This window comes from Rhodococcus sp. (in: high G+C Gram-positive bacteria) (assembly GCF_049591685.1).
In the GTDB taxonomy this organism is placed as follows: Bacteria; Actinomycetota; Actinomycetes; order Mycobacteriales; family Mycobacteriaceae; genus Rhodococcoides.
On sequence record NZ_JBAWFH010000165.1, the window covers coordinates 1 to 2,228 of the forward strand.

Below are 2,228 nucleotides of genomic sequence, written 5' to 3' on the forward strand. Positions count from 1 at the left end.
CCCTGAGTCAGTGCAGCAGGTAGACGCTCGGCGCGAAGCGCGTCGTAGTACGCCAGCGACGACGCGAACGCGGGAACCGGAATACCCAGCGACGCAGCGGTGATGACGACTCTGCGCCAGCTGTCGATGGCGTCTTCGATCGCGTCTCGGAAGTACGGCGCGAGAATCAGACTGGGCAATTGTGCGTTGTCGTCGTACGCGTCCTTGATCCGGTTCAGGAAGCGCGCGCGGATGATGCAACCGCCTCGCCAGATGGTGGCCAGATCACCGGGGTGGAGGTTCCAGTCGTATTCGGCGCTTCCGGCCGCGATCTGGTCGAATCCCTGCGCATAGGCAATGATCTTCGAGGCGTACAGGGCACGGCTGATGTCGTGGGTGAACTGTTCGGCATCTACCGGCTTGTCGGCAAGCGTGCCCGATGCGAGACCGACAGCAGCCTTGCGCTGGGCGCGCGAGCCGGACAACGCGCGAGCGAACACGGCCTCGGCGATACCGGTGACCGGCACACCCAGATCGAGCGCTGCCTTCACGGTCCAGCGGCCGGTGCCCTTCTGCTCCGCGGCATCGACGATGACGTCGACGAGCGGCTGACCGGTTTTGGCGTCGACCTGCTCGAGAACCTCCGCGGTGATTTCGACGAGGTAGCTTTCGAGATCGCCCTTGTTCCACTCGGTGAACACATCCGCGACCTGCTGAGGTGAGTAGTTCAACGCGTCGCGGAAGAGGTTGTAGGCCTCGCCGATCAGCTGCATGTCGGCGTACTCGATGCCGTTGTGGACCATTTTGACGAAGTGGCCGGATCCGTCCGGACCGATATGGGTGCAGCAGGGAGTGCCGTCGACCTGTGCCGCAATGGATTCGAGCAGCGGGCCGAGTGCCTTGTAGGAGTCGACGGGTCCGCCCGGCATGATCGACGGTCCGTTGAGGGCCCCTTCCTCACCGCCCGAGATGCCGGCGCCGACGAACAGCAGCCCGCGTTCTTTCAGGGAAGCTTCACGCCGGATGGTGTCGGTGTAGAGCGCGTTGCCACCGTCGATGATGATGTCGCCCTCTTCCATCACCGCGGCGAGTTCCTCGATGACTGCGTCCGTCGGGTCTCCGGCTTTCACCATGATGAGGACGCGGCGCGGCTTCTGCAGGGCAGAGACGAACTCCTCGATCGTCTCGGTGCGTACGAACTTGCCGTCCTCACCGTGTTCGGCCAGAAGCGCATCGGTTTTGGCGATGCTGCGGTTGTGCAGGGCGACGGTGTGTCCATGCCGCGCGAAGTTCCTGGCGATATTCGAACCCATCACGGCGAGTCCGGTGACACCGATCTGGGCAAGGTCTGACGAATCCACTCCTGAGGTCATGGGTACAGCTTTCCCTGCCTTGCGGTCGAAGGAAAGTTGGGGCTCGACTCCCGCCGGACATTGCGCGTGTCTTCGCTTGCGCTATTCAGCCCGAGACGCCGACAGGGTGCCGCCTCCTCTTGTACGAAAGGAAGCGGCACCCTGGGTGCAAAGAGAACGGGCGGCTCACCTCGAAGGGGCGAGCCTTACCGAATCAGCGGTTGCGGGCCGGTCCGTCGAACCCGTCGTACGAACGACGATCGGTGCGGCTGCGGAATCCGCCCGAACGGGTGTCCTCCTGAACCGCCGCGGACGAACGACGGCTGTCGTCGCCCTGGTAGCCGCCGGTGCGGGGACGGTCGCCCTGGTAGCCACCGGTGCGGGGACGGCTGTCACGACGGTCGCGCGGGCTGGAGCTCTCGGCGCGCAACGGCTCGCCGGTCGGCTTCTTGGCGCCGGTGATGCTGGTGAGCTCGGAAGAACCGGGTGCGACGTTGACCGAGGTCGCCTTCACACCGGCCATTCCGGTCAACTTCTGGACCTGCCGACGCTGGTTGGGGAGCACGATGGCGACGACGGTGCCCTTTTCGCCCGCGCGGGCCGTACGGCCTGCGCGGTGCAGGTAGTCCTTGTGGTCTGCCGGCGGGTCGACGTGCACGACGAGGTCGATCCCGTCGACGTGGATTCCGCGAGCGGCGACGTCGGTGGCGACGAGCACGGGTGTGCGGCCGGTCTTGAAGCGTTCGAGTACGCGGGTGCGCTGGTTCTGGGCCTTACCACCGTGTAGCGATTCGGCGGCGATGCCGAGTGCGCGCAGACGGTCCGTGATGCCATCGCATCCGAGCTTGGTGCGCGCGAACATGATGGTGCGGCCTTCACGAGCGCCGATCTCCGACA

At 65.3% G+C, this 2,228-nt stretch carries 2 protein-coding genes; both read right to left on the bottom strand.

Annotated features, from left to right (window positions below; all coding sequences use genetic code 11):
• A partial coding sequence (gene gnd, locus WBQ44_RS07075) for an NADP-dependent phosphogluconate dehydrogenase (protein WP_495566009.1) occupies positions 1-1,352 on the bottom strand: 1,352 nt, incomplete at its 3' end.
• 193 nt (positions 1,353-1,545) lie between these two features.
• A partial coding sequence (locus WBQ44_RS07080) for a helicase-related protein (RefSeq protein ID WP_495566010.1) occupies positions 1,546-2,228 on the bottom strand: 683 nt, incomplete at its 5' end.